Origin of the sequence: Bacillus paranthracis (assembly GCF_024296885.1) — a bacterium.
Classification (GTDB): domain Bacteria; phylum Bacillota; class Bacilli; order Bacillales; family Bacillaceae_G; genus Bacillus_A; species Bacillus_A paranthracis.
On sequence record NZ_CP101135.1, the window covers coordinates 1,178,053 to 1,204,730 of the forward strand.

Annotated in this window: 20 protein-coding genes and 1 pseudogene; 13 read left to right on the forward strand and 8 right to left on the reverse strand. The window is 35.8% G+C overall.

Annotated elements, in window-relative coordinates; translation table 11 throughout:
* Positions 1–34: 34 nt before the first annotated feature.
* Positions 35–214, reverse strand: coding sequence for an aspartyl-phosphate phosphatase Spo0E family protein (locus tag NLJ82_RS05970; protein ID WP_000462840.1), 180 nt, complete (start codon positions 212–214; stop codon positions 35–37).
* 244 nt (positions 215–458) lie between these two features.
* Here NLJ82_RS05970 and NLJ82_RS05975 point away from each other — a divergent pair, with 244 nt between their 5' ends.
* The gene (locus tag NLJ82_RS05975) at positions 459–1,361 is read left to right on the forward strand and encodes a fumarylacetoacetate hydrolase family protein (protein ID WP_000945297.1); all 903 of its coding nucleotides are present in this window, start codon (positions 459–461) and stop codon (positions 1,359–1,361) included.
* 40 nt (positions 1,362–1,401) lie between these two features.
* Here NLJ82_RS05975 and NLJ82_RS05980 read toward each other — a convergent pair whose 3' ends face one another.
* Together NLJ82_RS05980 and rocD are read right to left on the reverse strand one after the other, a co-directional pair.
* Positions 1,402–1,686 (reverse strand): hypothetical protein, encoded by a 285-nt coding sequence (locus NLJ82_RS05980; RefSeq protein WP_000926868.1) that lies wholly within the window; start codon positions 1,684–1,686, stop codon positions 1,402–1,404.
* A 110-nt stretch (positions 1,687–1,796) separates the two neighbouring features.
* Positions 1,797–2,987 carry an ornithine aminotransferase gene (gene rocD, locus NLJ82_RS05985; protein WP_000616655.1) on the reverse strand — a complete coding sequence of 397 codons (1,191 nt, stop codon included), beginning with the start codon at positions 2,985–2,987 and terminating at the stop codon, positions 1,797–1,799.
* Between the two features lie 150 nt (positions 2,988–3,137).
* On the opposite strand from rocD, the gene NLJ82_RS05990 reads away from it, so the two are divergent.
* Positions 3,138–3,500, forward strand: a complete 363-nt coding sequence (locus NLJ82_RS05990; RefSeq protein WP_000233503.1) for a YisL family protein — start codon at positions 3,138–3,140, stop codon at positions 3,498–3,500.
* Positions 3,501–3,560: 60 nt separating this feature from the next.
* Here NLJ82_RS05990 and NLJ82_RS05995 read toward each other — a convergent pair whose 3' ends face one another.
* Entirely contained in the window at positions 3,561–4,115 is a 555-nt protein-coding gene (locus NLJ82_RS05995; protein ID WP_000616054.1) for a DUF2777 domain-containing protein, read from the reverse strand.
* Between the two features lie 238 nt (positions 4,116–4,353).
* On the opposite strand from NLJ82_RS05995, the gene asnB reads away from it, so the two are divergent.
* The 3 genes from asnB (at position 4,354) to katB (ending at position 8,875) form a co-directional block, all read left to right on the forward strand.
* Positions 4,354–6,201, forward strand: coding sequence for an asparagine synthase (glutamine-hydrolyzing) (gene asnB / locus NLJ82_RS06000; RefSeq protein WP_000333977.1), 1,848 nt, complete (start codon positions 4,354–4,356; stop codon positions 6,199–6,201).
* 188 nt (positions 6,202–6,389) lie between these two features.
* Complete coding sequence (gene hemH, locus NLJ82_RS06005) at positions 6,390–7,349, forward strand: ferrochelatase (RefSeq protein ID WP_000727358.1); 960 nt, start codon at positions 6,390–6,392, stop codon at positions 7,347–7,349.
* A 59-nt stretch (positions 7,350–7,408) separates the two neighbouring features.
* Complete coding sequence (gene katB, locus NLJ82_RS06010) at positions 7,409–8,875, forward strand: catalase KatB (RefSeq protein ID WP_001069155.1); 1,467 nt, start codon at positions 7,409–7,411, stop codon at positions 8,873–8,875.
* A gap of 275 nt (positions 8,876–9,150) precedes the next feature.
* Here katB and NLJ82_RS06015 read toward each other — a convergent pair whose 3' ends face one another.
* Positions 9,151–10,383 (reverse strand): ammonium transporter, encoded by a 1,233-nt coding sequence (locus NLJ82_RS06015; protein ID WP_001091648.1) that lies wholly within the window; start codon positions 10,381–10,383, stop codon positions 9,151–9,153.
* Between the two features lie 213 nt (positions 10,384–10,596).
* Here NLJ82_RS06015 and NLJ82_RS06020 point away from each other — a divergent pair, with 213 nt between their 5' ends.
* Both NLJ82_RS06020 and NLJ82_RS06025 read left to right on the forward strand, forming a co-directional pair.
* A complete protein-coding gene (locus NLJ82_RS06020) occupies positions 10,597–11,898 on the forward strand; it encodes an alpha-amylase family glycosyl hydrolase (protein ID WP_012644265.1) in 1,302 nt (433 codons plus the stop codon).
* A 316-nt stretch (positions 11,899–12,214) separates the two neighbouring features.
* Positions 12,215–13,117, forward strand: a complete 903-nt coding sequence (locus NLJ82_RS06025; protein ID WP_000397905.1) for a helix-turn-helix domain-containing protein — start codon at positions 12,215–12,217, stop codon at positions 13,115–13,117.
* Between the two features lie 483 nt (positions 13,118–13,600).
* On the opposite strand, the gene NLJ82_RS06030 is transcribed toward NLJ82_RS06025, so the two are convergent.
* Positions 13,601–14,092 carry a YajQ family cyclic di-GMP-binding protein gene (locus NLJ82_RS06030; RefSeq protein WP_001040153.1) on the reverse strand — a complete coding sequence of 164 codons (492 nt, stop codon included), beginning with the start codon at positions 14,090–14,092 and terminating at the stop codon, positions 13,601–13,603.
* A 246-nt stretch (positions 14,093–14,338) separates the two neighbouring features.
* Between NLJ82_RS06030 and NLJ82_RS06035 the strand changes: the two genes are divergently transcribed.
* The 6 genes and pseudogenes from NLJ82_RS06035 (at position 14,339) to NLJ82_RS06060 (ending at position 25,314) form a co-directional block, all read left to right on the forward strand.
* A complete protein-coding gene (locus NLJ82_RS06035) occupies positions 14,339–15,193 on the forward strand; it encodes a CvfB family protein (RefSeq protein WP_000281267.1) in 855 nt (284 codons plus the stop codon).
* A 285-nt stretch (positions 15,194–15,478) separates the two neighbouring features.
* Positions 15,479–22,141, forward strand: a complete 6,663-nt coding sequence (locus NLJ82_RS06040; RefSeq protein WP_000391591.1) for a DNRLRE domain-containing protein — start codon at positions 15,479–15,481, stop codon at positions 22,139–22,141.
* 55 nt (positions 22,142–22,196) lie between these two features.
* On the forward strand, positions 22,197–22,901 hold the full coding sequence (locus NLJ82_RS06045; protein ID WP_000878668.1) for a hypothetical protein: 705 nt from the start codon (positions 22,197–22,199) through the stop codon (positions 22,899–22,901).
* Positions 22,902–23,236: 335 nt separating this feature from the next.
* A pseudogene (locus tag NLJ82_RS06050) lies at positions 23,237–24,462 on the forward strand (RHS repeat domain-containing protein); the annotation flags it as partial.
* A gap of 326 nt (positions 24,463–24,788) precedes the next feature.
* Positions 24,789–25,052 carry a hypothetical protein gene (locus NLJ82_RS06055; protein ID WP_000658333.1) on the forward strand — a complete coding sequence of 88 codons (264 nt, stop codon included), beginning with the start codon at positions 24,789–24,791 and terminating at the stop codon, positions 25,050–25,052.
* A 124-nt stretch (positions 25,053–25,176) separates the two neighbouring features.
* Positions 25,177–25,314: a hypothetical protein gene (locus NLJ82_RS06060; protein ID WP_012644268.1), complete on the forward strand. Its 138-nt coding sequence runs from the start codon at positions 25,177–25,179 to the stop codon at positions 25,312–25,314.
* 147 nt (positions 25,315–25,461) lie between these two features.
* Here NLJ82_RS06060 and prsA read toward each other — a convergent pair whose 3' ends face one another.
* Entirely contained in the window at positions 25,462–26,319 is an 858-nt protein-coding gene (prsA, locus tag NLJ82_RS06065; RefSeq protein ID WP_001214228.1) for a peptidylprolyl isomerase PrsA, read from the reverse strand.
* 130 nt (positions 26,320–26,449) lie between these two features.
* Entirely contained in the window at positions 26,450–26,581 is a 132-nt protein-coding gene (locus NLJ82_RS06070; RefSeq protein ID WP_001120845.1) for a DUF3941 domain-containing protein, read from the reverse strand.
* Positions 26,582–26,678 lie beyond the last annotated feature (97 nt).

The window sequence follows — 26,678 nt, forward strand, 5'->3', positions numbered from 1 at the left end:
TGTGTGTTTTTTTGAAATAAAAGAAACACACACGTTATTGTGTGTGTGTGTCGAGTGTTTGATTAGGGTGAAAATCCGTATGTACATGCCAAATTGCATTTAAGAGCCTGTCCAGTTCTTGGCTACAATCCACTGTTTTTTGAGAAGTCATTCCGTAGCGTTCAGCAAAATAAATCATTTTTTCACGTTTTTTTTCAATCGCTTGCTCAAACATTGAAATCGGCTCCATCTCTAAATGAAATTTTTAGTATATATGTAGTACATATTATACAAAAAAAACATAAAAAAGAAATGCATTCGCTAAAAAAAGTAAAATTTCTACATTTTATGCCAAATGATAAAGGAGTAACGAATCGGATATGAGAAGAATATTGTAAAAATTAGCGTGTATGAGAAGGTTTTTTTCTTACAGATGCGAATACAATTAAAAGGTATGAGTTTTAGGATGGAGAGTGGAAATGTTGCGTTTGGTAACGGCGAAAAAAGAAGAAAAGGTATTTGTAGGTATTGTGGATGAAGAAGAAGAAAAGGTATTGCACTTAAGAGAAGCGCAAAGGCAAAAGGGAGAAAAGGTTACAATCCCTATTACAATGTTAGAATGTATTGAAAGAGGAACCGAATGTGTTGAAAAAATGTGTGAAATTGTCAATTGGGCGAAGGAAAATGAAGGAACGGCGTATTACCCGTTAACTGAGGTGAAAATATTAGCACCAATTCCAAGGCCAAGAAAGAATATTCTTTGCGTTGGAAAAAATTATCGTGAGCATGCGATGGAAATGGGCGGCGTAGAGTCAATTCCAGAAAATATAATGATCTTTACGAAAGCACCAACGACAGTGATTGGAATGGATGAAAAAATTAATAGTCATCCCCACGCAACAAATGAATTAGACTATGAAGGGGAACTAGCTATCGTCATTGGTAAGCGAGGGAAACAAATAAAAAAAGAAAAAGCGCTTGAGCATGTTTTTGGTTATACCATTATAAATGATATAACTGCTCGCGACATTCAAAGGAAGCATAAGCAATTTTTCCTTGGAAAAAGTTTCGATACATTTTGTCCGATGGGACCGTATTTAATTCATAAATCGATGGTTAGTGCGCCAAATGCATTACACATTGAAACGGTAGTAAATGGAGAAGTAAGACAAACTTCAAATACAAATAAAATGATTTTTTCAATAGAAGAAATCATTTCAACGATAAGTAAAGGAATGACATTAGAACCAGGAGATATTATTGCAACAGGAACCCCGGCTGGTGTTGGAAAAGGTTTCACACCACCGAAGTTTTTGCATGCCGGTGATGAAGTAGTTATTACAGTAGAAGGAATTGGTACTTTGCGAAATGTAGTGAAGTGAAGTGAAGAAAAGAGCTATCTTATTACTAGATAGCTCTTTTCTATGGTCTTGGGTGATAGAGGTAATCGATAACGGAAAAAGTGTAAAGACCAATGACTGCAAGTGTACAAATGCCAAATAGTATAACCGTAAGTGCGCTTTTTTCGCGTCCAAAACCAATGATAGTAAGAATAACAGTAGTCCAAAATGATGCTTTCAGTAGTGTGAATGTAGTGGGAGTTGAGTAGTGACTAAGCGATGTTACGGAAAGTAGGAAGCCAAAGAATGTAACTAAAAGAAAAGTTGTAGCTAAATAGTTAATATGTTTGCCGTATCTTAATAACATATCGCACCTCCTTTATGATTTTAAAATACAGAAAATTACAATTTTATTTTAGTATAAATCAATATAAAATGAAAGAGGTTGTCCCAACATGTAGGACAACCTCTCTATTATTACGATAATACAGCTTTAATTTTTTGGAATGCCCACTCTAAATCTTCTTCAGAGATTACTAGAGGTGGTGCGATACGAATTACGTTTTCGTGTGTTTCTTTACATAACAGTCCAGCTGCTTTTAGTTGTTCACAGTAAGGACGAGCTGGCTCGTTTAATTCGATACCGATAAATAAACCTTTACCGCGAACTTCAGTAATCATTGGGTTATCAATTTCTTTTAATTGTCCAACTAATTTTTCACCTAATTGAAGAGAACGTTCTGTTAATTTTTCTTCTTCTAACACTTCAAGAGCTGCGATAGAAACAGCACATGCAAGTGGGTTACCACCGAATGTAGAACCGTGAGAGCCTGGCTCGAATACACCTAAAATGTCGCGGTTTGCTGCAACGCAAGAGATTGGGAATACGCCGCCGCCAAGCGCTTTACCAAGTATGTACATGTCAGGAGTTACACCGTCCCAGTCACAAGCAAATACTTTGCCAGTACGGCCTAAGCCAGTTTGGATTTCATCTGCTACGAATAAAACGTTTTCTTTTTTACATACTTCAAGAGCTTCTTTTAAGAAACCAGCTGGTGGGATGTTAATCCCTGCTTCACCTTGGATTGGCTCTAAAATGAATGCAGCTGTGTTTGGTGTAATAGCAGCTTTTAACGCTTCTAAATCACCGTAAGGAATTACAACGATGCCAGGAAGCATTGGACCGAATCCGCGCTTGTACTCTTCGTTTGAAGACATAGAAACAGCGCCCATCGTACGTCCGTGGAAGTTATCTTCACAAACGATAATTTCAGCACGGTTTGCTTCCACTTTCTTCACATCATAAGCCCATCGGCGAGCTGTTTTAATTGCAGTTTCAACAGCTTCTGCACCTGTATTCATTGGAAGTACCATTTCTTTATTAGTTAGTTTCGCAACTTTTTCGTACCAAGGACCTAATTGATCGCTATGGAAAGCACGAGAAGTTAACGTAACACGATTAGCTTGGTCAATTAAAGCGTTAATAATTTTTGGGTGACGATGCCCTTGGTTTACTGCAGAATATGCACTTAATAAGTCCATATAGCGATTTCCTTCAGGATCTTCTACCCAAACGCCTTCCGCTTTAGAAATAACGATTGGAAGTGGGTGATAGTTATTTGCTCCGTATGTGTCTGTAAGTTCGATAATATCCTTAGTTTGAATCATGATTGTTCCCCCTTTTGTTATTACAAGAAGTTTGTAAATACTCTAAATATTATATCATTTAAATGTAAAAAAGCGAAACATTTCCTGAAAATAAATGAACATGTTATCATATAGAGTGAAAAAGTGTGAAAAGAGGAGGTAAGGGATACGATGGTACATATGCATATTACAGCATGGGCGTTAGGTTTAATTTTATTCTTCGTTGCGTATTCACTTTATTCAGCAGGAAGAAAAGGGAAAGGTGTACATATGGGGCTTCGCCTAATGTACATTATCATTATTGTGACGGGCGTTTGGTTATACCTAGATCAAACTATAGTTGATAAGAGCTATCACATGTGGTACGGTCTAAAAATGCTAGCTGGTATTTTAGTTATCGCTGGAATGGAAATGGTTCTTGTGAAAATGAGCAAGAACAAGGCAACGGGGGCATTCTGGGGATTATTTATTATCGCGCTTGTAGCGGTATTTTATCTAGGACTGAAATTGCCGATTGGTTGGCAAGTATTCTAATAAAGAAAATAAAACCACCTTATAATCTCAAATATTTGGGAAATAAGGTGGTTTTTTATTTTATGTTGCATCGATATGCAACTCTTCTCCGTTTACTTTCGTAAAACGAAACATATTTTTATTTGACGTAGCGTGACGAACGAAATGGTGCTGCAGTGAACAAATCATCTCTTCGTTATCAAATAAAAGAATATTTACTCCTTCGCATGCTTCCTCTTTCGGTAAAAAGGATAAATAATTATGACAATACATGCAATCATATAAAGAGTAATGAAGTGATTGCAATGCCTCTGTTAATAAGGCAAAGACAGAGTCAGGTAATTCCTCAAGCCATTCTGTATAGCTAAGGAGTAATTTTTTACGAATGCGTATCATTTCCCCATTTTGCAAATGGTGCTGTTCGTTGGCGATTTGTAATACATCTTGTTCATAGAAACGAGCTGGTAGCCAGTTATTGTTATATAAAATCTCAAATCCATCTTCGGCAATATCTTCTAATAAAAATGCTTCCTCATTTTCATCATCAAAGAATACCCATTCATTGTTTATATATTCTACATTACCGACCGTATGAGCACGAGGTTGGTTATATAAAATATGTTTACGTTGTATCATACACGATTTCTCCTTTTGAAAAGTAGTTATTCCTGTTATAGACAGTTCGTGCATTCTTTATAACTAGACACATCTACACATAGGTGGGCATACAATAAAACACGTTTTACTGAGTGAAAATGCTATTCCGTATATGGATAGTAGGTTATCGTCAAGTTTTTCATTTTTTAATCCGCACCTCTTAGGGTGGGGATTACTGCACGTTCAAGAAAAGAAATAAGATGGAAGGATGATTTATATGTGCGGGATTACAGGATGGGTGGATTATAAACGCTCATTAGAAGGAGAACGGGATGTCGTTACGAAGATGGCTGAGACGTTAGCGAAGCGTGGCCCAGATGATAATAAAGTTTGGATTAAAGGCAATGTCGCATTTGGGCATAAACGGTTAATCGTTGTTGATCCTGAAGGTGGTAAGCAGCCGATGACTTGCTTAAAGGACGAAGCGAATTATGCAATTTGCTATAACGGCGAACTGTATAACACGGAAGATATTCGAAAGGAACTATTAAGAAGAGGATATACGTTCAAAGGTCATTCTGATACGGAAGTACTATTAGCATCGTATATGGAATGGAAAGAAGAATGTGTCGATCATTTAAACGGTATATATGCGTTTGCTGTATGGGATGAACAGAAAGAACAAGTGTTTATTGCGCGCGATCGATTAGGGGTAAAACCGCTATTTTATAAATATGACAGTGGGCGATTACTATTTGGCTCAGAGTTAAAAGCGATATTGGCGCATCCAGATGTGAAGGCGGAAGTGACGTTAGAAGGATTATCTGAAATATTTGGCCTTGGACCATCTAGAACGCCTGGCCACGGCATTTATGCTGGTATAAAAGAATTACGTCCAGGTCATGCGATGACATTTTCAAAGAACGGTTTATGCATATGGAGATATTGGAATGTAGAAAGTAAAAAGCATGAAGATTCCTTTGAAGAAACAGTAGAAAAAACACGCTTTTTATTACAAGATGCGATTACAAGGCAGCTCGTTTCTGATGTACCATTATGTACTTTTTTATCAGGCGGTGTAGATTCAAGCGCTATAACAGCAATTGCTGCGAAAGAATACGAAAGATCAGGAAAAGGGCAATTACACACATATTCGATTGATTACGAAGATAATGACAAATACTTTAAAGCAAATGCGTTTCAGCCAAATTCAGATGCACCATTTATTCATTTGATGACTGAAACGTTTCAAACAATCCATCATCGCTGCGTCATTTCAAATGAACAATTAGCGCAGTATTTAACCGAAGCAGTGCTCGTTCGCGATTTACCTGGTATGGCAGATATTGATTCGTCATTATTATGGTTTTGTCGAGAGATTAAACAAGATTTTGTCGTCGGTCTATCGGGGGAATGTGCAGATGAAATATTTGGTGGTTATCCGTGGTTTTATAGAGAGGATGATTTACAATCGAGTGCATTTCCGTGGATGCGCTCTACAGAAGCGCGTGAACAACTGCTAAAAAAAGAATGGAGAAATAAATTAAACTTACAACAATATGTACAACAGCGCTATGAAGAGTCCATTCAAGAAGTTCCTATTTTAGAGGGAGAAAGCCCAATTGAAGCAAAGAGACGACAATTATTTTATTTAAATATGGTATGGTTTATGACAACATTATTAGACAGAAAAGACCGTATGAGTATGGGTGCAAGCTTAGAAGTACGCGTTCCATTTGCGGATCACCGACTTGTCGAATATGCTTGGAATATTCCTTGGGAAATGAAAATGTATAAAAATCGCGAAAAAGGTCTATTACGTAAAGCGTTAGAAGGATTACTTCCAAATGACATCTTATATAGAAAGAAGAGCCCGTATCCGAAAACACATAATCCGCACTATACGAAAGCAGTAACAGTATGGCTACAAGATTTATTAACAGATAAAGGATCGATTTTACACGAACTATTTGATAAAGAACAGCTGAGTGGATTAATTGAGTCAGGCGGCAGTGCATTCCAAACGCCATGGTATGGTCAATTAATGACTGGGCCACAACTTTTAGCTCATTTAGCACAAATTCACGTTTGGTTTAAAGAATATGGAGTAAATATTAAAGAATAGGAGAAAAGCGACTTACTTTATAAGTAAGTCGCTTTTTATTAAATAAATTGTCATATAAAATTCAAAATCATATTAGAAAAAATACTTATTTAGAATAATTATCTTTACGTACTTATTATTAGTTGTTATAATTGGAAACAAATGTTCTTGAAAAAGATTCTCATTTATAAAATTGAGGTGTTATATAGATGAAAAAGAAAAAAATAGGTTTACTCGTAATGGCGTATGGAACGCCGGATTCATTAGATGAAGTAGAGGCATATTATACACATATTCGTCATGGGCGTAAGCCATCAGAAGAAGCACTCCAAGATTTAATTGGACGTTATAAAGCGATTGGTGGAATTTCACCGCTTGCAAAAATTACGAAAGAGCAAGCGCATAAATTAACAGACTTAATGAATAATATGTTTACAGAGTATGAATTTAATTGTTACTTAGGCTTAAAACATACTGCTCCGTTTATAGAAGATGCAGTAGAAGAGATGAAGCGCGATGGAATTGAGCAAGCAATTAGTATCGTATTAGCACCGCATTATTCTACCTTTAGCATTAAGGCATATAACGAGCGTGCAATTCGTCTCTCGGAGGAAATAGGTGGTCCTGTTATTGAGCCGATTGACCAATGGTACGATGAACCGAAGTTTATTTCGTATTGGGCAGATCAAATAAAAGAAACATTTACAAAAATTGAAGATAAAGAGAAAGCAGTTGTAATTTTTTCTGCGCATAGTTTACCAGAGAAAATTATTGCAGCAGGTGATCCTTATGTGGAGCAATTGCAGCATACAGCGGATTTAATCGCAGCAGCTGCAAACATCCAAAACTATACAATTGGTTGGCAAAGTGCCGGAAATACACCTGATCCATGGATTGGACCAGATGTGCAAGATTTAACGAGAGATTTATTTGAAGAGCATAGATATAAATCTTTCATATATTGCCCAGTCGGTTTTGTGGCAGAGCATTTAGAAGTTTTATATGACAACGATTACGAGTGTAAAGTTGTGACGGATGAATTAAATGCTGCGTATTTTAGACCAAATATGCCGAATGCACAATCTACATTTATTGATTGTTTAGCTACAATTGTTTCCAGAAAAGTGAAAGAAATAGTTGACAAAGAACTAATTTTGAACAATAATTAATTTATAATAATTTTAAATAAATAATAATTACTATGAAAGAAAGAGGAGGATCCCCCTAGATGAATCCAAATAATCGCTTAACAACAAACCAAGGTGCTCCGGTCGGAGATAACCAAAATTCTCGTACAGCTGGTCGCCGTGGACCAGTATTATTAGAAGACTATCATTTAGTAGAAAAACTAGCTCACTTTGATCGTGAACGTATTCCAGAGCGTGTTGTGCATGCACGTGGTGCAGGTGCTCACGGTGTATTCGTAACGAAAAACAGCATGAAGAAATATACGAAAGCAGCATTTTTACAAAATGAAGGAACTGAAACACCTGTGTTTGTTCGTTTTTCAACGGTTATTCATGGTCAAGGTTCTCCTGAAACAGCACGTGATCCACGCGGTTTTGCTGTTAAATTTTATACAGAAGAAGGAAACTACGATATCGTAGGTAATCATTTACCAGTCTTCTTCATTCGTGATGCGATTAAATTCCCTGATATGGTGCATTCTTTAAAACCTGCACCTGATACAAATATTCAAACACCAGATCGTTACTGGGATTTCATGACGTTAAGTCCAGAATCTACACATATGATGACATGGGTATTTTCTGATTACGGTACACCAGCAAGTTATCGTGAAATGGAAGGTTTCGGTGTACATTCATTCAAATGGATTAATGCAGAAGGTAAAATCGTCTACATTAAATATCATTGGAAGCCACAGCAAGGTGTACGTAACTTAAGTGCAAAAGAAGTGCAAGAAGTACAAGGAAAAGACTTCAACCATGCAACTCGTGACTTATTCGATGCAATCGAAAAAGGAAATTATCCGAAGTGGGATTTACACGTACAAGTGATGCAACTAGATGAAACGGATTCTTTAGATTTCGATCCGTTAGACCCAACGAAAGTATGGCCAGAAGATCGTTTCCCATTAATGGAAGTAGGGACAATGACGTTAAATCGTAACCCGAAAAACTTCTTCGCGGAAGTAGAACAAGTAGCGTTCTCTCCAAGTGCAACTGTAAATGGTATTGAACCATCTGAAGATAAATTATTACAAGGTCGTTTATTCTCTTATCCAGATACACAGCGTTACCGCCTTGGTGCAAACTACTTACAAATTCCTGTAAACTGTCCATACGCAGCTGTTCATAATCAACAACGTGATGGTGCGATGCAAATCAATCAAAACCCATCTACAATTAACTATGAACCGAGCCGTCATGCTGAAAATCCAGTTGAAGACCCAGCTTACCGCGATTCAACTATGAAAGTAGAAGGCTATGTATCTCGTGAGAAAATTGACAAACCAAATGATTTCAAACAAGCGGGTGAGCGTTACCGTTCATTCTCTAAAGAAGAGCAAGACAACTTAATTGCAAACTTAACAAATGACTTAAAAGACGTAAATGAACGTACGAAATTACTAGCTGTATGTAACTTCTTCCGTGCAGATCAAGAGTACGGTATGCGTTTAGCGCAAGCATTAAACGTTGATATTACGCAATATGTAGGAAATGCTCCGAAATAAATTGGAAAAGACGACTGTTATGAAACGGTCGTCTTTTTTTGTTTATGTAAAGTTACACGCGGGTATTCTTCAGTTTCATTATGTCGGAATTTGTTGGTAAATCGATATATCGTGTCGAAACGTCGATATATTGAAATAATCGCTGATATATTTGAAAAATCGTCGATATATCCGAAGAATCGCTGATATATTTATATTAATACCGCTCAGGGTATGGTGCCGGCAAGTCTAATAAAAAGAGATGCAATCTACTATCAATAGATTGCATCTCTTTTTTAGTTCACTCGCTCAGTATATTCATAAGCTTTCTCCCCGTGCATTGAAATATCAAGTCCCATATGTTCCTCGTGCTCATCTACCCGGACAGGGAGGAAGAAGTTAATTGCTTTAATAATCGCGTACGTCATTATAATTGTGAACGCATATGTTGCGCCGATTGCTACAAGTTGTTTCAACAGCAGCGCGGCGTTCCCGTAAAATAATCCGTTAGCGCCATCACTGTTTACGGTGGTAGTTGCAAATAGTCCTGTCGCAATGCCGCCCCAAGTTCCGCCGATGCCGTGACATCCAAATGCATCGAGTGTATCGTCGTATCCGAATTTTGTTTTTAAGAAAAAGACCGCTCCGAAGCATAATACGCCGCCAATTGCTCCGATAAGAAGAGCTGAGAAAGGTGTAACGAACCCGCAAGCTGGTGTAATAGCGACTAGACCGGAAACAACGCCGCAAGCAGCTCCCATCGCGGTCGGTTTTGATTGGAAGAACCACTCTGAAAGCATCCAAGTTAATGCGGAGGCAGCGGCGGCTATATTTGTATTAATAAATGCAGTTAAAGCTACGTCGTTTAAAGATAATGCGCTTCCGACGTTAAAACCGAACCAGCCGAACCACAGTAAACCAGCGCCTAACATCGTAAATGGTAAATGATGAGGAGACGAACCGTTTATGTTTTTGCGTTTTCCAAGGAAAATAGCTAATACGAGGCCAGCCACGCCAGATGTAATATGAACGACATTACCGCCAGCGAAGTCTAATGTGCCAAGTTCTCTTAGCCATCCACCAACGCCCCATACCCAATGAGCGACAGGATTGTAAACGATTGTTGTCCACAGAAGGATGAAAATAAGGAAAGCTGAAAATCGCATTCTTTCGGCAAATGCTCCTGAAATTAGAGCGGGAGTTAAAATAGCAAACATGAGTTGAAACATCATAAATAAATTGTGAGGAATAGTAGATGAGTAGTCTGGATTTGGTGCGTAGCTAACTCCGTTTAAACCGAACCAATCGAATGTGCCGATAAGTCCGTGCCAATCTGGTCCGAATGATAAAGAATAACCAATTACAATCCATTGAATCGAAACGATAGCCATTGCGCTATAACTATGCATTGTCGTACTGAGTACGTTTTTACTGCGAACCATACCTCCATAAAAAAGTGCTAATCCTGGTGTCATTAACATGACCATTACTGTCGCTACAAACATAAAAACCGTATCTCCTGTATTCATTCTCTCTCCTCCTATAATGTTAGGAAAAATAACATCAATTTGTTATGTTTCATATCATATTCGAAATAAAAAGAAAAATCAACTAAAAATTCAGAAAAATTTATGTGTAATGTTAGAAAACCTAACATGTATTAATTTGATAAGAATGAAATCAACGTATGCGATTCGTTTGGATAATTGGTATAATATTCTTACAATTAAAATACATGGGGGATGCGTGTGGGGAAAATACATACTAGGAAACTATTCATTTGTTTTTGTTTAGCTGTCGTTTTGTTTGTACCAATACATACATTTGCAGACGAAAAAAGAGAGTGGCGAGACGAAGTTATATATTCCATTATGATTGATCGTTTTAATAATGGGGAACCGAAAAATGACAAACAGTTAGAAGTTGGCAATTTAGAAGGATATCAGGGCGGAGATATAAGAGGTATTATAAAAAGACTGGATTACATAAAAAAAATGGGATTTACTACTGTTATGCTTTCGCCGCTTTTTGAAAGTGTAAAATACGATGGGTTAGACGTGCGCAATTTTCAGAAGGTAAATGAACATTTCGGAACAGAAAATGATGTGAAAGAACTTTTGCAAGAAGCTCATGCAAAAGGAATGAAAGTTGTATTTCAATTTCCACTTGGTGAAAACGAACAGCAAGTAATCGACTCGATGAAATGGTGGCTCAAAGAAGTTGATTTAGATGCAAGTTATGTAATACATAGTGAAAAAAAATCACCTGCTTTTTGGGATGATGTGCAAAAAGATATGCAAGTGATAAAGAAAGATTTTCGAGTTATGACAAAAGAAGATAGTGAATACAACGAAAAAATAGTAGATGCGTTTTCCAAAGCGGACGTATCGGTGAAACCTTTATATGATGTAAGTAAAAAAGACGGAGCAGCCGCTACATTTTTAGATAATCAAGATACAAAAAGATTTGCTCGTATTGCAAAAGAGAATATGAATTATCCACCATCTCGTTTGAAACTAGCTCTTACATATTTATTAACAACACCAGGTATTCCGAATTTTTATTACGGAACTGAAATTGCATTGGATGGAGGAGGTACGCCAGATAATAGACGATTAATGGACTTCAAATCAGATGAAAAGTTTATGCAACATATAACGAAACTCGGTGAGCTTAGACAAGCGAGGCCATCTTTACGCCGCGGTACGTTTGAGCTTCTATACGATAAAGATGGAATGAGTGTACTAAAGAGAAAGTATAAAGATGAAGTGACAGTAGTAGCGATTAATAATACGAAAGAAACACAAAAAGTTGCTTTACCTGCAAGTGCGATTGGTGAAAAACAAGAGCTAAGGGGATTGTTAGAAGATGAAATTATAAGAGAAGAAAACGGAAAATTTTATCTCGTTTTAAAGCGTGAGGAATCGAATGTGTATAAAGTTAACGGGGAAACAGGTGTGAATTGGCTATTTATTTCTTTAATCGTCGGTGTGAACGTATTGTTTATTGCTTTTTTAATTGTGGTTAAAAAGAGGCGGAAATAAGGGGAGATTCTCTTTTATGTTCAATTAAAAGTGCGTGATGAGGTGAGATGTTTAAGTCTTCTTATCGTATTCGTAATTCTGTATTTTGGGGATAACAGTGACGATGGGGAATTTGTTTGGTGGGACAGGCTAAGGAGAAAACTTTCTCTCTAGTCTGTTTTTCTTTGAAGTAAGACTCTCACCTCGAAATGCAATTGAGCAAAGAAGTAAAAAAATCGATAGAAGCAACAATAATTGAAAATATACTAATTTTACATTACATTAAAGGGTGAAAAGTATTTTGTTACTCATTGAGGGCTATATTTGAGGAGGAAAAATGGAATTTTACGATTTGGGTATTACCATTAAAGAACTTAGAATGAAAAAGAATATATCACAATCTGAATTGTGTCATGGAATATGTTCGCAAAGTCAAATTAGCAAAATAGAAAAAGGTATGATTTATCCATCTAGCGTATTGTTATATCAATTATCTGAAAGACTTGGTATTGATCCAAATCATATTTTCGCACTAACTCAAAACAAAAAACTAAAATATGTAGAAAATGTAAAATGTGTAATGAGAGATTGTACAAAACAAAAACAATATAATGAACTTTATGAAATAGTGAAACAAGAGAAAACCGAAAATAATTTCCAGTTAAAAGAAGATAAACAATTTCTAATATGGCATGAAGCGATTGCTATATTTTATGTGAATAAATCAATAAAAACTGCTTTAAATCTTTTAAATAATGCACTAAAACTAACTGTAACGAATGGTGATTTTTTATCGGAAAGAGAAATAGATATTATGCAGTCGATGGCTATATTTCATTGGGCAAATAAAGAATATGAAAAGAGTATTACTATATTAAGAAGATGTTTAACTAATTTTAATAAGTTAGATTTCCCTAGAGATAAAGAGGTTAAATTAAAAATCATTTTTAATTTAGGGAAAATGTTAGGTCATGCAAATCAACATGAAGAGGCAATAAAATACAATGATATGGGTATTAAATTAGCTATTAATCTAAATACTTTATATTTATTAGGCGAATTATACTATGGGAAAGCTTGGAACATGCTAAAGCTGAAACAATGTAATGAAGAAGATGTAGCTGATAATATGAAAAAAGCATTATTTATCTTTGAATTAACAGAAAAAGAAGATCTGATAAAAATAGTTAAAGAAAAATATTTTGAACAACAAAATAAAAAAATCACTCATAATTTCTGATGAACATCTTATTATTCTCTATAAAAAAAGCACCATATGGTGTCTTTTTTATGACTTATATCATCGATTATTACAGTTCGTAGGTTTCTTATACCAAGCTTTGTTGATGTATTTACAATTCGCAGGTGTTGAAGTTTTAGATGTATCCCCAGGTGTAGTTATATTATTAGAACACCCTGCAATATATAGACAGAATGTAGTTAATAAAAAACATAGTATTAATTTCTTCAAATAACCACTTCTAACTCTTTTTAATTAACATTTTTCATAAAATAAATTCCTTACCAATTTTACATTACAGGAAAGGGTGGAAAATATTCTTATACTCATAATTTGTTACATTTGATTGGGGAGGGAGGTTTTTGTTTCGATTTTTAAAAGGTTCTTCTTCATTTATGCATAAAATTTATCCGATTGCCCGTAAGCTTAGACTTTTACAAGCTAAAAAGAAAAACATCCTCTACATAGAGGATGTTTTTCTTTTTAGCGGTAGTTAATAAATTGTACGTCAATTGGTAAATCAGCGCTACGAACTGCTGCGATAACTGCTTGTAAGTCATCACGGCTTTTCGCTGTAACACGTACTTGATCATCTTGTACTTGTGTTTTTACTTTTAATTTCATTTCTTTAATGATGTTGTTAATTTTTTTCGCGTTATCTTTATCGATACCTTGTTGAAGTGTTGCACGTTGGCGAACAGTGTTACCAGCTGCCGCTTCAACTTTTCCGTAATCTAAGTTCTTAATTGGAACGTTACGTTTTACGAGTTTAGAAATAAGAACGTCTTTTACTTGCTCTAATTTGAACTCGTCGTCAGAAGTTAAAACAAGTACTTCTTTTTCAAGTTTAATATCACTTTTACTTCCTTTAAAGTCATATCGGTTTTGGATTTCTTTTAATGCAGTGTTAATTGCGTTTGTTACTTCAGGTAATTCTACTTTCGAAACGATGTCAAAAGAACTATCTTTTGCCATAGTTAGCACCTCCAAATAAATTTCTACTCTTTTTATGTACTGTACATACTAAAGTATAGCTGAAAACGAGCTTAGACTTAAGTGTTTTCATACTTATAATGATGTAACCTCATTTTATTATAGTGAATTTTGGGCAGTTGGACAAATAAAGAGAAAATCGTGTTATAATTAACTTTTGTTTGGAATGATAAAAATATAAAAAGTTAAAAAGTTCATTTTATATATATAGAAGGGAATTAAAAAAATATGTATTTACAAATAGGATCGATTGAACAGGTAACTGTTTTACGCGAAACGGAAATTGGATATATGGTTGGAAATGAAGAAGAAGAAATTTTCCTACATAAAAATGAAGTAGCTGGAGAAATTGAAGAAGGCGATACGATTGATGTATTCTTATACCTTGACCACCAAAATCGTATTTCGGCAACAATGAAGGAGCCAATTATTACAACATATGATTGGAACTGGGTAAAGGTTGTAGAAGTTATTCCTAGTTTAGGTGTGTTTGTTGATATTGGTGTATCAAAAGATATACTAATTCCAGCTGATGAATTCCCAATTTATATGCCAGTATGGCCTGAAGTTGGAGATGAATTATATTGTACGTTAAAATTAACGAATCGTGATCGTTTAATTGCTCTTCCGGCAAGAGATAGTGATATGCAAGAAATCGTTGTAGATGCGACACCATCTATGCGTAATAAAAACGTAAACGGACGTGTGTATCGTTCACTTCAAGTTGGTTCGTTCGTATTAACAGATGAGCATTTCCGTGCATTTTTACATCATACAGAAAGAAAAGAACAAGTTCGCATCGGTCAGCGCGTAACAGGACGTATTATTGATGTAAAAGATGACGGCACAATTAACATTTCACTTCTTCCTCGTAAAGAAGAAGGAATGGAAGATGATGCTACAGTGATTTATGCATATATGGAAGAACGAGGCGGAGCAATGCCGTTTTGGGATAAGAGCTACCCAGAAGACATTAAAGAACGTTTCAATATGAGTAAAGCTGCATTTAAACGTGCACTTGGTAAGTTGATGAAAGAAGAAAAGGTTTACCAAGAAGAAGGTTGGACGTACTTTAAGAAATAAAGGAAATGAAAAAAGAACTATTCTTTCTCTGAATTTTTAAGAGAAGGGATAGTTCTTTTTTATTATAAAGTAGATAAAAAGTAAATAAGGTGTAATAAAACGTTTAATCTACAAATATTTTACTGTATTTATAAGGAAAAAGGAATATAAAATGGTAAATTGTCGGAAAATATACATTTTTAGAAAAAATATCACAATATTGTCGTTTTTATGTTGAAGCCCCTCGGAAAATTCTTTAAATTGTTAATTGTAAGAATAAAACCGATGCGAATTAGGGGTGAATGTATGGAAGAGAAGCAAGTTAAGAAAAAGTGGTATAGGTATTTAATCCAACTTATCATAGTTGCATTAATTGTTACCTCCATACCACTCAATGGATTGGCGGAAACGGCACCACCGTTTACACCATCTCCAAATTCAGAACAAAGTCCGGAAGTGGAAAAGAAAGAAGAAAAGGAATTACCAGATCCACATCCAGATCAATTAAAGAAGGATAAGACTAAAGCACAGGCGAGTCCGACTGAGATTGTAGAAGAAAGAACGGAAACAGAGAAAGTTTTCGATAATAATGATGGTACGTATACGAAAAAGGTATATACGGAACCGATTCATATTGAAAAGAATGGAAAGTTAGAAGAGGTTTCACCGAAATTAGTAGAAGCACCTAACGCAAAGATTGTAACGGAAAATACAACATTAGAACCAGAGTTCGAGAAAACAACACAAGATGGAAAGTACGTTCAATTTAAAGTAAAAGATCATACGATTCAGTACAAATTAATGAGTGCAAATGGTGAAAAAGGTGAAGTGAAGCCATCACCGGTCACTGCGACACATGAAAATAATACAGTATGGTATAAAGGGATCTTCCCAAATATTGATTTAAAGAGTACGACGTTTAACGAAAATGTAAAAGAAGATTTTGTCTTACGTGAATATACAGGACATCACATTTTTACATTTGCATTAGAAACAGATTTAACACCGAGCTTACAGGAAGATGGTTCAATCGACTTCCAAAATGAGAAAAAAGAAAAAGTATTCACATTACCGAAACCGTATATGAATGATTCAAATGTGGATCAACAATCAGGTGAGGCTGTAACGTCAGATGCAGTTCGCTACAATATTGAGAAGAAAGATGAAAAAACATATACATTAACTGTTACTGCAGACCCGCAGTGGTTACAAGCACCAGAGCGAAAATATCCGGTATATGTAGATCCTTCTGTTGAACTAGGGAACTTTGAAAATGCATACACTGCAAGTGCCTATCCAACTGTCAATTATTCTGGAGGAAAACTGTGGGATTCAGGTCAGAATGCTTACACGTTAAAAGTTGGGTATTATGATGGCTCATCTGGAACAAACTTTGCATTTATTAAACCGAATGTTTCAAATTTAAAAGGTGCAAAGATTGAAGGTGCAACATTCCATGCCTATGCTGTTTGGCATTACTATGGAAATCAACCGAATGGTGTTTGGTTAGATGAAGTAACAGGTGGGTGGAATGTTGGTGGAGTGAACTGGAATAATAAGCCAGGTTCTAATAACATTGCACAAACTGATGTCGGACGCGGAAAATGGGCGCAGTTTAATGTAACGAATACAGTAAAAGCATGGGTGGAAGGCACAAAGCAAAATAACGGCTTTAAGCTACATGCAAACGGAAATGGGCAAAGTCATTGGAAGAAATTCATTGCAGCTGAAAACGGAGCTAATGCACCGTACTTAGAAGTAAAATATTCTTACGCAAAACCAAATACACCGAGAGTACAAGCTTACTCAAATGGGAGCGGGAGTGGTTCAGGTCACTTCAATCTACAATGGGATCCGGTCCCAGGGGCAACCGAGTATAAAGTAGCTATTTTTAACGGATATGACTATGAATATATTTCAGTTGGGAATGTGACAAGCTGGACGACGAAAGACAAAAAAATATTCCCGACGCCAGAAGAGATTGCACAAGGACGATACTGGATACATGATGACGGAAAAGGGGCAGAAGCACCTACTAACCCAGGACAAATATATAAAAATGCTTATCAAGCAGGCGGTCCGTACGGAGATTATAGTGGAAGAAGTAGCTACTGGTTTCGTATTGTAGCAGAGTATCCATTTGGTGAAAGTCCGCTTTCGGATGGAGTCGTTCCATTTATTCCGTTAGAGCAAGTGAAAAAGCCAGATGGTTCAGCTTATATTAATGCGACAGATAAGGAAACGGGATATGTCACATTAAAGTGGGATGCAGTCCCGGCAGCATCCGGTTATAAAGTTTGGGTATATAACGGGAAAGATTATGAGGCTTTCGACGTAGGAGATAAGACGAATTGGACAACGCAAAACGAGAAAATTTGGCCAACGAAAGATGAAATAGCGAAAGGCCAATATTTACTTCATCACGATAAAAAAGGTACAGAATTAGCAGTTGATCCATCACCTGTGTATAAGAATTCTGGCGGAATTTATGCTGGCTTTAAAAATTATTGGTTCCGTGTAACGGCGTATAGTAAAGTAGGGCATGCCGAAAGTGAAATTTCTCATGAATTTGTGCCTAAATTTGCTCAAGACTTTGGGTTTATAGGGATGTTTGATTACTGGGCATCAGTTCCAGTACTAAATGGTAAAGTAAATGCTACAAATGGTAACTTTATCATGAGTGAGAAAGATATTACGTTATCTGGGCGCGGACCGGACGTATCAGTAGAAAGAACGTATAATAGCCAAAGTAAAAAAGTAGGTCTATTTGGTACAGGTTGGTCTAGTGGATTAGAAGAAAGAATTTTGGCTGAAGGAAATGGAAACTTACTATTAATTTCTGCCGATGGCGCAAATATTACTTTTACTAGAACGGGAGATAATACGTATCAAGCTCCTACTGGTATATATTTAGAAATTAAACAAGTATCAGGCGGATATGAAATAAAAGATAAAGACCAAACGGTTACTTTCTATAAATCTGGAGATGCACAAGGTCGTATCCAGTATACAAAAGATAAATACGGAAATACGACGACATATGAGTATGATGGGGAATCACGTTTATCAAAAGTAAAGAACGCTTCTGGTAAAGAGTTAGTCGTACAATATGATGGGAATAATAAAAAAGCAGCAAGAGTAATCGGCCCAGATAGCAAAACGATTACATTTAAATATGATGGAGATTTACTTGTTTCTTCTACAACAGCAGAAGGAAAAGTATATAAATACGGATATGATAATGGTTTACTAACATCTATTTATGATCCGCAACATACAGATGCAAAACCATATAAAACATCATATGCATACGAGAATAATAGATTAGTAAAAGTAACGGACCCATTAGGAAAAGCTACGACATTAGCATATAATACAGATACGAAAGAAGTTACGTTAACGAACCCTAAAGGTCGTAAAACTGTTTATACGTATAACGATGCTGGAAATCCAGTGAAAACAGTTGAAGATGTGGGACGTCTGAATTTAACGACATCTTATGAATACAATGCAAATAATTTAGTAAAAACAACAACGCCTAAAAATCAAACAGAAACAGCGACCTATGATGGTAATGGGAATGTAACTTCTGTTACGGATGAAATGGGAACAGAAAAGTTTGAGTACAATAAAGACAACGGGCTTATAAAAGCGACAGATAATGAGAATCGTGAAACAACAGTTGCTTATAAAGCAGCGAATACAGAAGTGTCTGAAACTAATCAAGCTGCAAATACATCATCTTTCATGCAGTATGATCAGTTTGGAAATCCAATTGCAACAACTAGAGAGCTAGGAACAGGAGAAAACCTGATTCAAAATCCAAGCTTTGAAATGAATGATACGGAAAAATGGGTACCAGTAAATGCGAATAATTCTGGATCTATTATAAAAGATGCAACACCGGCACCAGGTGGTCTGGGCGGAGAATCATCACTCAAAATTTCAACAAAAGCAACGAATAATGATTGGGGCTATATTGCTGCAATTCAAGAAGTAACGTTAGAACCAAATACAACGTATACGTTAAGTGGTATGATAAAAACGGATTTAGCCAATGGTGCTGGTTTCTTCAATGTACAGTTATTAAATGAAAACGGTGCTGGTGTAGATGGTGGATGGCATGATACTCGTCACAATAAAGTTCAAGGAAGGAGGGACTGGGTTAATCGTCAAGTTACTTTTAAAACAACAGAACAAACGAGAAAAGTAAAAATCTATTTACAAGTAGAAAATGGCGGTTCTGCTACGAGTGGTTCAGTCTGGTTTGATAAGATTCAACTGGAAAAAGGTGAGGTTTCTTCTAGCTTTAATCCGATTGAAAATAGTAGTTTAGAGAATATGACGGAAAAAGGTTGTATTCCAGGATGGGTTCGAGGAGATGGAACAAGCTGTGATCCAAAAGATGTTTCTCAGCAAGAGAGCTTTACAGGACATTCATCTATTGTATTAGAGCGCAGCCAATATGGTGGTTCAAATGTAGGGTATGGCAAGCATGTAACTATAAATCAGAAAAAAGCAGAGCCAATTACACTAACAGGGATGTCTAAATCTGAAAATGTAGAGAATGATGCGCCAGATAAACTTTCTCGAGACTATGCGATTTGGGCAGATGTGTATTATCAAGATGGTAGTGGGGCTAATTACCAAACGAAATTCCCAAGTGGGACAAATGATTGGAATCGTAGTGCAGTTGTGATTCCAGCAACAAAACCAATTAAACGTATGGAAATCTATCTTCTCTTTAGAAATAATAACAAAGGGAAAGTTTGGTTTGATAACATTCGTTTACTAGAAGGGAACGCTCTTATTAAAAACGAGTACGACAACGATGGCAATGTTGTTGCGACGTATGATGAAGAAGGGCAAAAGAATACATTCACATACGATGCATCAGGGAATAAAAAGAGCGAAACAGATGAAAAAGGAAATACAAAACTATATGATTACAACAAAGATAATCTATTAACGAAGGTTACTTTGAAAAATGGTACTTCTGTAAATTATCGTTATGATCATAATGGAAATACAACAGAGAAATCTGTCATGTTTGGCGGAAAAACGCAAACACACAAATATGAATATGATGTAGATAATAAAAATACAGTGTATATTGATGCGTTGAACCGTCGTATTGAAAACACGTACGATGAAAATGCAAACAAGATTAAAACGAAAATGCCAAACGGTTCTATTTTAGAGTCTGTATATGATACAGCAGATCGCGTCATTGGTGAAAAGCGAAATGGAAAAGATTCATTTACATTTGAACGTGATCAAAATGGACAAGTTACGAAAGTAACAGACCATGTCAACGGTGTAGAACGCACAAAAACATACGATAAGGCTGACCGTGTCACAAGTGCAACAGATAGCCGAGGCGGAAAAATTGACTGGGCATATCACGACAAAGCAAACAGTAAAACAGAAAAACTAAAAGAACAGACAGTAACGCAAGGCGGATACACAAATAAAGTATCATATGACTACAACACGTTAGATCAAAACATTCGTGTGACAGACGGTTCTCAAACGTACCGATTTGATTATGACGATCAAGGAAATGTTCGTACGTATACAGCTGGTAATGGTTCAGGTTCTACATTTAACTATGACCATGCGAACAAAATTAAAGATTTAGTAGTAGGTACATCAAACAGTATTCTACTTTCTGAACGATATGAATATGACCAAGCGGGTAACCGTACGAAGATTAAACATGAAGATGCAGGCGGAAAAGTAACAGAAACAAACTTTGTTTATGACCCAATTAACCAATTATTAAATGAAACATTACCAAACGGAACAACTAAATCATACACATATGATGGATTTGGAAACCGTACAAGTGTGAAAGTTGTAGAGAATGGAAAAGAAACAAAATCTATAGCAGCAACATTCAATGATGGGAATCAGCTTGTCAAATTCGGAAACGAATCATTAACATATGATGCGAATGGCAATCGTACATCGGATGGAAAGTATAAGTATACATGGAATGAAGACGATCAAATTGTAGCGATCACAAAACAAGGTGACAGTAATGCATTCGCAACTTATAAATATGATGAAAATAATCGTCGCATTGAAAAGAGTGTAAATGGTCAAGTAACACGTTATTTCTATGATGGAGATAGCATTAATCCGTTGTACGAGACGGATGGTAGTGGAAATGTTATTCGTCAATATGTGTATTCCGTAAATGGTTTACGTTTGGCTATGAAATCGCAAGGACAAACATTATACTATCACTACAATCCTCGTGGTGATGTCGTTGCGATGACAAACCAGGATAAAGAAGTTGTAGCAACATATGAATATGATTCATGGGGTAACGTATTAAAGAGCGACGTAAAAGGTGTTGCAGCAGACAATCCATTTGGATATGCGGGATACATGTATGATAAAGAAATTGGGATGTATTATCTGATTGCGCGTTATTATAATCCAGAGCATGGTGTGTTCTTATCGGTGGATCCTGATCCAGGTGATAGTGATGATCCGGTTACAATGAATGGGTATACGTATGCGGATAATAACCCGGTAATGAACATTGACCCAGATGGGCATTGGGCAATGGCTGCAGGCATATATTTCGTACCAGGTTTGGGACAAGCGGCATTATTAGCAACTATAGCGGTTGGTGGTGCATATGCGGCTTGGCGTATTGGTGCAAAAATCAGAGTCATGCAGGCCCGTAGTAAACCATCTGGACCAGACCCGAAGGCAAAGGGAAGTCCACATACAAGATATAAAACTAAAAATGGAAAAGTGACTGAATACGCAACTTATGGACAAGGAGGAGTGTTGAGGAAACAATTTCGTGGAGAAGGAAAACCGCATGGTGATGTTCCACGACCAAATGTTAAAACTAAAAATCAATACAATAGAAACCCTATAACTAAGAAGAAGTATCCGAAAGAAAAAGTGAGAAAACCATTTAAAAAGGAATATCCAAGAGGGTATTAAAATGAATATAGTTATTGAAGAATACTTGTATTCATAACAGGAAGGAGGGATGGGCATGAAATATTATAACGGTGGATTTATGATAATTTCATATGAAAAAGAGCTTATTTATCAAACTTGCATAATTGAGGGGCTGTCCTCGATTATTTTAACAATAAGTAATAGCGTACGGCCAACATTTCCTGATTATTGGTTTTTCCCTTGGGCCAATACAAATGAAAATGAATCGATTACTAAACTAATAAACTCAAGATTAAGGATCAGTAAAGAGGAGCATGAACAGGCGCGATGTTTTTTAGATACATTGATAGAGGAAAAAAGGTTCTCCTGGCCCAATGTTTTTAGGGATTTAGAGGATGCTAGATTTTTTAAGAAAAACTATTTAAAGGGTATAGAGGATTTGGAAATTGTTAGTTTAAATCTTTCAGAAGAGTATCGGGCGGATTTTTTATTGAATGAGCGAGAAGAGAATGATTTTGATTGTTCTATATATCATTTTATGGAAGATGCATTGCCATTCTGTATCAATAACGATGAAATGTTAGGTTTTGATATATGTGGCTATAGTAACAATAATTTTTATTCGTTTATTCATAATAATTTACAGACGGATTTTAGAAAGTATGGTAAGAATTTAAATGAATTATCACTTATCGCTAATTATGAGGATGCACAATATGTTATTCATTTAATTGATAATCAAAAGATAGAGGCGGAAGAGATATTGTGGTATCCTTGGTTAATTTTGAGGTGCTCATAATTTATAAAGAAAATATAAAAGATTTTTAGGGTTATATAGGTTTTGAGAGAGTAAGATATATTGTTTGTAGATAAATAAATTATAATTGAGGGTAAGCGTCAAACTTATTAAAATTAAGGGATTTTGACGCTTATTTTTTTTATATGGAGTTTGAGAGGGTTATAATCTGTTGTGGATAAATGAACTCTGGTTATGTAACCTCGCATATTATAAATGTCAACTAGATAATATGCGAGGTTAAGTTTGTATGAAAAGGATTTTATATAATTTAAACTTTTTTCCTACAATATTTTAATTTCCTAGTTCATACTTAAATTGAACATAAACACAAATGGCGTAGAACGAAAACATACGACAAGGCTGACCGCGTTACAAGCGCAACAGATAGCCGAGGCGGAAAAATTGACTGGGCATATCATGACAAAGCAAACAGCAAGACAGAAAAACTAAAAGAACAAACAGTAACGCAAGGCGGATACACAAATAAAGTATCGTATGACTACAACACGCTAGATCAAAACATTCGTGTAACAGACGGTTCTCAAACGTATCGCTTTGACTATGACGATCAAGGGAATGTTCGTACGTATACAGCGGGAAATGGTGCAGGTTCTACCTTTAACTATGACCACGCGAACAAAATTAAAGATTTAGTAGTAGGTACGTCAAATAGTATTCTACTTTCTGAACGATATGAATATGACCAAGCAGGCAACCGTACGAAGATTAAACATGAAGGTGCGGGCGGGAAAGTAACAGAGATAAACTTTGTATATGACCCGATTAACCAATTATTAAATGAAGCATTACCAAACGGAACAAGTAAATCTTACACATATGATGGATTTGGAAACCGTACAAGTGTGAAAGTTGTAGAGAATGGAAAAGAAACAAAGTCTATAGCGGCAACGTTTAATGAAGGCAATCAACTTGTAAAATTCGGGAATGAATCGTTAACGTATGATGCGAATGGTAATCGTACATCAGATGGAAAGTACAAGTATACGTGGAATGAAAACGATCAAATTGTAGCTATCACAAAACAAGGTGAGAGCAATGCATTCGCAACGTATAAATACGATGAAGATAATCGTCGTATTGAAAAGAGTGTGAATGGTCAAGTAACACGCTATTTCTATGATGGCGATAGCATTAATCTGTTATATGAGACGGATAGTAGTGGAAATGTTCTTCGTCAATATGTGTATTCCGTAAATGGTTTACGTTTGGCTATGAAATCGCAAGGACAAATATTATACTATCACTACAATCCTCGTGGTGATGTCGTTGCGATGACAAACCAGGATAAAGAAGTTGTAGCAACGTATTAAAGAGTGACGCAAAAGGTATCGCAGCAGACAACCCATTCGGATATGCGGGATACATGTATGATAAAGAGATTGGTATGTATTACTTGATCGCGAGATACTATAATCCAGATCATGGTGTGTTCTTATCGGTGGATCCAGATCCAGGTAAGGAAGATGATCCTGTTACTCAGAATGGATATACGTATGCGGATAATAACCCAGTTATGAAAATTGATCCTGATGGATATGCAGCAATTGGTTTATATTTCATACCAGGGATTGGACAAATTGCATTATTAGTTACTGGAGCAGTAATATTAGCCGGAATAACTTATAAGGCTGGATCCTGGCTTGGGAAAAAGGCAAAAGAATACTATTTACAGGCACAAAACAATAAACAAATTCGAAAAAGGATAGAGGGATTAGAGAAACAGATAAGACAACATAAAGAAAAAATAGCGAGAAATCCTCGTGCTCAATCGAGACCACATTGGGAAAAAGAAATAAGAGCATGGGAGAATGAAGTTGCGAGGTTAAAAAAACGATTGAAAAATAAGTAAAGAAGGTAGGGGTTAAATTGAAAGAAATAGAAATAGAAGAATTAATAGTACTTTTTTCTAAAATATCACCCCAGAAAAAACATGGTGAATTGGTCGCGGATATGTATGATATTTATGAGGGTTGTCAAAAGTTAGAGGGGTTAATTGAGGATATGCTTAGTGATAAAAATGATAAAGAAAGATTAATAGATGATCTGATAGAAATAGAGATAGAATTAGATCATATTAATTGGCACTACAAAAGTTTCAAAAAAGAGCTGAAAACGTTACTGATAGAGTAGGTAAAGGTATTAATCGTGCATATAATTATACTGATAAATCAACAAAATTAGTTGTGAAAACACGAAGATTATCATATAGGAAAAATGATTATGATAAAACAGGAAATTATACAGGGGGCTAAATGTGAAAGACCTAAATGAATCGTTAACGTATGATGCGAATGGAAATCGTACATCAGACGGAAAGTACAAGTATACATGGAATGAAAATGATTCTAGTTCTAATATAATAAAATCAAGATTAAAGATTAGTAGAGAGTAACATGAAAAAGAGGCTGTCCCAAAAGGTGCTTTTTAGCCAAAACCGAATAGAAAGTGAAAGGAAGAAACGTTGATTTAATAACGTTTCTTCCTTTTCAATTTCATGTGATTTTACTTCGAAAGAGACTTATGAGACAACCTCTTTCTTTTAGTTCGCTGGCTCATATACAAGTGCAAATGTATCTTCCAACTCACTATCATTTATTTTAATATTTGCTTTTTTTAATTCATTTTGCAATAGTTTTTTGCCGAATATAGGGTCAGAGATACGTTCTTCTTCTAAGTTTTTGCGAATAGAGTCTTTCACTTCATCATAGGGTTTTAATTCTTTTTTATCAGTTAATTTAATAATATGATAACCGTTTGGTGATGCAACGGGATTGCTAATTTGTCCGACCTTTAGTTTATAGGCAGCAGTTTCAAATTCAGGTGCCATTCTACCTGAATTGAAGTATCCAAGGTCTCCGCCTTTCTCTTTTGATAGTAGGTCTTGCGATTCTTGTTTTGCTAGTTCTTCAAATGAAGCACCAGCATCTAATTTTTTCTTTATTTCTTTCGCTTCATTTTCGTCACTTACTAAAATATGGCTTGCTTTAATTTCAGGTTTATAGTGGTCTTTCACGTCTTTTTCTGTAATACTTTTCTTAATCGCTTCATTCATAGCAAGTTTGAACTTAATTTGATTTTTGAAATCAGCTTCATCTTTTAAACCATTGTTTTTCAATACGTTTTTAAATTGGTCTCCGTATTGATTTTTCGCTTTTTGTAATTCTTTATCTACATCATCGTCAGATACTTTATATTTTTTCGTGATAACGTCTTGCGCCATCATTTCGTACAGCATGTCTTTTCCGTAACGATCTTTCAACTGTTTTTCGAAGTCGCTCTTCGTAATGGTTGAGTCTGTTGCCGTAGCGACTGTATCTGAGTCGTTTTTTTGTCCACAAGCAGATAGCATTAATATACTTAGTAGTGCAGTAATAATGAAAATGTGTTTCCCTCTCATGCTAACACCTCATCCGAATATGTTATCGCTATTGTAGAATATAGAAGTGAACATGAAGTGAATTTTTAATGTTTTTTCCCTGTAAACTGTAAAAAAAGTACACCAACAATATTGTCGGTGTACGATGGAATCAAAGGTGATCAGTCTTTTTAGAATAGGCACGCTTACCTTGTTCTATATTCTTTTGTTCTTGCTCATTTTTTTGCGCGCGTTTTGCATTATTATCGCGTGCTTTTTTGTCGTTATCACTCGTATGTGGCATATGTATCAACTCCATTTCTAAACGTTGTACGTTTATCATTTCCTTTTTCGTAAAGACTATGTATAGCAGTGTACTCATGAATAATGAAGGTGGATTG

Excerpts from the sequence above, each read along its gene's own strand:
- NLJ82_RS05970 (WP_000462840.1), bottom strand. The coding sequence starts at position 214 with ATGTTTGAGCAAGCGATTGAAAAAAAACGTGAAAAAATGATTTATTTT.
- NLJ82_RS06015 (WP_001091648.1), bottom strand. The coding sequence starts at position 10,383 with ATGAATACAGGAGATACGGTTTTTATGTTTGTAGCGACAGTAATGGTC.
- hemH (WP_000727358.1), top strand. The coding sequence starts at position 6,390 with ATGAAAAAGAAAAAAATAGGTTTACTCGTAATGGCGTATGGAACGCCG.
- NLJ82_RS06030 (WP_001040153.1), bottom strand. The coding sequence starts at position 14,092 with ATGGCAAAAGATAGTTCTTTTGACATCGTTTCGAAAGTAGAATTACCT.
- NLJ82_RS06020 (WP_012644265.1), top strand. The coding sequence starts at position 10,597 with ATGCGTGTGGGGAAAATACATACTAGGAAACTATTCATTTGTTTTTGT.
- NLJ82_RS06070 (WP_001120845.1), bottom strand. The coding sequence starts at position 26,581 with ATGCCACATACGAGTGATAACGACAAAAAAGCACGCGATAATAATGCA.
- NLJ82_RS05995 (WP_000616054.1), bottom strand. The coding sequence starts at position 4,115 with ATGATACAACGTAAACATATTTTATATAACCAACCTCGTGCTCATACG.
- NLJ82_RS06035 (WP_000281267.1), top strand. The coding sequence starts at position 14,339 with ATGTATTTACAAATAGGATCGATTGAACAGGTAACTGTTTTACGCGAA.
- NLJ82_RS06045 (WP_000878668.1), top strand. The coding sequence starts at position 22,197 with ATGAAATATTATAACGGTGGATTTATGATAATTTCATATGAAAAAGAG.
- prsA (WP_001214228.1), bottom strand. The coding sequence starts at position 26,319 with ATGAGAGGGAAACACATTTTCATTATTACTGCACTACTAAGTATATTA.
- NLJ82_RS05980 (WP_000926868.1), bottom strand. The coding sequence starts at position 1,686 with ATGTTATTAAGATACGGCAAACATATTAACTATTTAGCTACAACTTTT.
- NLJ82_RS06040 (WP_000391591.1), top strand. The coding sequence starts at position 15,479 with ATGGAAGAGAAGCAAGTTAAGAAAAAGTGGTATAGGTATTTAATCCAA.
- NLJ82_RS05975 (WP_000945297.1), top strand. The coding sequence starts at position 459 with ATGTTGCGTTTGGTAACGGCGAAAAAAGAAGAAAAGGTATTTGTAGGT.
- asnB (WP_000333977.1), top strand. The coding sequence starts at position 4,354 with ATGTGCGGGATTACAGGATGGGTGGATTATAAACGCTCATTAGAAGGA.
- katB (WP_001069155.1), top strand. The coding sequence starts at position 7,409 with ATGAATCCAAATAATCGCTTAACAACAAACCAAGGTGCTCCGGTCGGA.
- rocD (WP_000616655.1), bottom strand. The coding sequence starts at position 2,987 with ATGATTCAAACTAAGGATATTATCGAACTTACAGACACATACGGAGCA.
- NLJ82_RS05990 (WP_000233503.1), top strand. The coding sequence starts at position 3,138 with ATGGTACATATGCATATTACAGCATGGGCGTTAGGTTTAATTTTATTC.
- NLJ82_RS06025 (WP_000397905.1), top strand. The coding sequence starts at position 12,215 with ATGGAATTTTACGATTTGGGTATTACCATTAAAGAACTTAGAATGAAA.